Source organism: Gordonibacter sp. (assembly GCF_036667095.1).
GTDB lineage: Bacteria > Actinomycetota > Coriobacteriia > Coriobacteriales > Eggerthellaceae > Gordonibacter.
This window is the reverse complement of sequence record NZ_JAVWUP010000246.1, coordinates 1-3,315: the sequence shown is the minus strand read 5'-3', so window position 1 is coordinate 3,315 and position 3,315 is coordinate 1. Positions and strand designations below refer to the sequence as shown.

The following is a 3,315-nucleotide window of genomic DNA, read 5'->3' as shown; positions in this document are numbered from 1 at the left end:
ATATAATACTCATATCAGAATATACTTAAATAAGATATTCTGATAGGGATACTCGGAGGACTTGCGGGTTGGTGGCAAGGCAACAGGGAAGGGACGGTCATGGTGCTTGTAGCAAGAAGGAATGGGTCGCAAAGGGGGAGTGTCCAGAGTGCGTTCTGCTCGCAAGGGAGTTGGCCGTTGCGCATTCTGCTGAGCTTGGCCCTTGCCCTGACCATGGTGGTTATTGCCCCGGGTACGGCGCTTGCCTTTGACGGTCCCAAGCACGATGCCTACAACGCTACCGCTGTCGGAACGGCGAATGACCCGTACCGCATCCTAGTGACCAAGATCGGTGACCCTGAGCAAACGCGCCCCTCGGCGTTCTGGAGTGGCACGGGCACCAATACCGCAAGCGGCGGAAATACCTTCGCTCCCTTTGCCGTTGTCTTCGAGCAGCGCTCGGGCAACACGGCCGAGGGTGCGTTGGTAAGCTCCATGAACTTCGATATGCACGACGGAGCCGGACGCCACGATGGCGCAGCATCTGTCGGCCCCGTTTTGGCGGGCGGCGCCGACGGTTCCGGCGCCGACGTATGGAGTGGTCTGGGCGCGAGCGTGCAGTCGAGCTGGGTTTACGCGTTTCGTTTGGCACCGTATTCCGCGCAGGATACCTCGACGGGAGACTTGCGCATTGGCTTTGCTTGGCATGGGTGCTTTGCCACCTACTTCGATAGCTGGGAATACGCGTTCGATGCCGTGGGCGCTACGTCTGGTTTGACCGTAGACAAGCAGGTTAAGGCAGGGGACGCCATCACCTTGTCGTATTACGGCGGCTATGACGTGGGACAGACCTCGCGAGGTGCGGGCTATAGTGTTGATTTCTCCAATACCTCCACGGTGAACGCCTCGGAGTCGGCTTTGTCGGTGTTGGGTGACCCGACGACGGCGGTGTACGAGACGGTGGTAGGTAACGACGGCTTTGCCCGTTTCAATGGTTCCAACTCCATCCAGTTCGGAGGCAACTACACGGTTGCCATCAAAGAGCGCGCTCCCGAGCCGCGAGCGGACTACGTTGGCGACCAAGGAGCTTCGGGCAAGCTGACGATATCTGGTTTTGACAAGATCACGACGGAAGCGGGCACGTACCGCAACTTTATCGAGAACGCGGTGGACGCTGCACAGGCTCTGTCGTTCAACGTTGCGTTGGGCGGTGCGGGCGTCAATTGGGGGCCGACGCGTTATCCGGGCGGCAGTCCTGAAGCATGGCTTGACAGCACGGTGTATCCCCAGGTGTCGGTAGTCGATTCCGACGGTGTGGTCGTGGCCTCGAAGGAGAAGGGCAACCTGGCCTGTACTACCTTCGACGCCGCGAAGCCCTGCAGGAACATGACCTTCTCGGTTTCAGCGGGCACGTTCGAGGTTGGCAAGTGCTATGTGCTCACGTTCGGCCCGTCGCTTTCCGGGCCCAATACCGGCTCTACCACCGGATCTCCCATCACCTTCACGTTTTCAACAGCGGGCGCTGGGGAAAACGTCGCTGCAAACAAAACCGAGTTGAACCGCGTGATCAACCAGGTGAAAGCCGATATTCCCACAGTCAAGACCAGCGTTGACGGCGCGGATGTGGTGAACACTGAGCTGTGGGTGAGCGCCGATGACATAAAGGCGATCGCTGATGCGGTGGATGTGGCGAGCGCGGTTGCTGTTGATGCGGCGGCCACGCAAGGTCAGACAGACGAGGCGACCACTGCGTTGGGAGTTGCCTGGGACACGTTCAAGGCCAGCAAACAGGCGGGAACGAAGATCGTTGTATCCCAGCAATGGGATATCGGCAAAGATGTCGCTTCCGACGCGACAGCATCGCTTTATTCCGATGGTACGTTGGTGATCGCGGGCAAGGGCGACCTGCAGTCGTTCGCACGTCAGCAGGATGTTCCCTGGAATGCGCAACGCCCCTCTATCGTGGCCGTGAAATTCGAAGGACAGACCAAGCCAACCAGCCTTGATTACTACTTTGCCGGATGTGCGGCGCTGGCTTCCGTGTCGGGCATACCGGGTGGCGTACTGAGCGCCGAGCGCGCCTTCAGCCAGTGTACCTCCCTCGTGATGGCTCCGAAGCTGCCCGACAGCGTGCAGAATCTGAAGTATACGTTCGAGTACTGCTCCTCGTTGGTGAGTATTGAGTCAATTCCTGCCGGTGCTACGCAGATGGCCGGTACGTTCTCACATTGCAGCGCGTTGAAGACGGTGCCGGCCATACCAGATTCAGTAGAGGACCTGTCCCAGACCTATTGGAACGCAACCTCCCTTGAATCGGTGGCGAACCTGCCAGCTTCCACGAAAAGCTACTCCTATACGTTCCAGGGCTGTACGGCGCTGAAGGCCGCGCCTGCGATCCCTGCTGCGACAACGCATTTGATCGGCATGTTCGATGGATGCTCTTCGCTTACGAGGATGCCATCCGTGCCCGAGGGCGTGCGCATGCTGTTCAATGCATTTCGGGGGTGTTCCTCGCTTGCTTCGATAAGCGCCATTCCCTCTACGGTGACCGATGCCACGCGTGCTTTTGCCAACTGCACGTCGCTTGTTGAGATCCCCGCGAGCTTCTCGCTTCCGGCAGCGGCGAACACCACCGATATGTTCAAAGTGGAATCGCCGTATTCTGCAAGCAACCTGCTGCAAACCTATACGCTGTCAAGCGATGCGAAGCTGGCCTCGTATGATTGGGCGGCAAGCAACCGCGCACTGGTCAAGAGCGCTGTGTGGGAAATCGGCAAGGGCAATCCTGGCGAGGTGGTGGCGGGGTTGCTGGAAAACGGAACGCTTGAGGTGTCGGGTGCGGGAGCGATGAAGGACTTCGCTTCTGCTGCCGAGACACCGTGGGCCTCACAGGCAAGCGCTATCAAGAACATCCAGATAGCAGAAGGGGTTACCACCATCGGCTCCTTTGCATTCAGTGGTTTGTCCCATGCGGAGCTGACGATGCTGAAGCTGCCCGCCGGCGTGACTGAGGTGGGCAAAGAGGCCTTTTCCGACTGCCCGAACGTGCTGGCGGTTGACTTGACGGCCTGTGCGGGGTTGGGCGCAGGCGCACTGAAGGCCATCGGCGATGGCGCGTTGTGCGGCTTGGCCGATGGCGCGTGCGTGTATGTGGGGGAAGCGCGCGTGGCCTCTTTGGTGAAGAGCCTTGCCTTAGATGCGCAGGGACGCACCGGTGGCAACGTGGATCGGGTGAGCACGGCGCTGGCGGTAACGAACAGAGGGACCCTTCCTGAGGGGGGTGCCCTTGTCGGCAGGCAACTGGTGGCCTCCCTGGAAAAGGATGGATCCTTCTTC

At 59.5% G+C, this 3,315-nt stretch carries 1 protein-coding gene; it reads left to right on the top strand.

Features of this window, described 5'->3' with window-relative positions:
- Positions 1–177: 177 nt before the first annotated feature.
- Positions 178–3,315: leucine-rich repeat protein (locus RR842_RS13150; RefSeq protein ID WP_332730048.1), on the top strand; the 3,138-nt coding region annotated here is incomplete at its 3' end.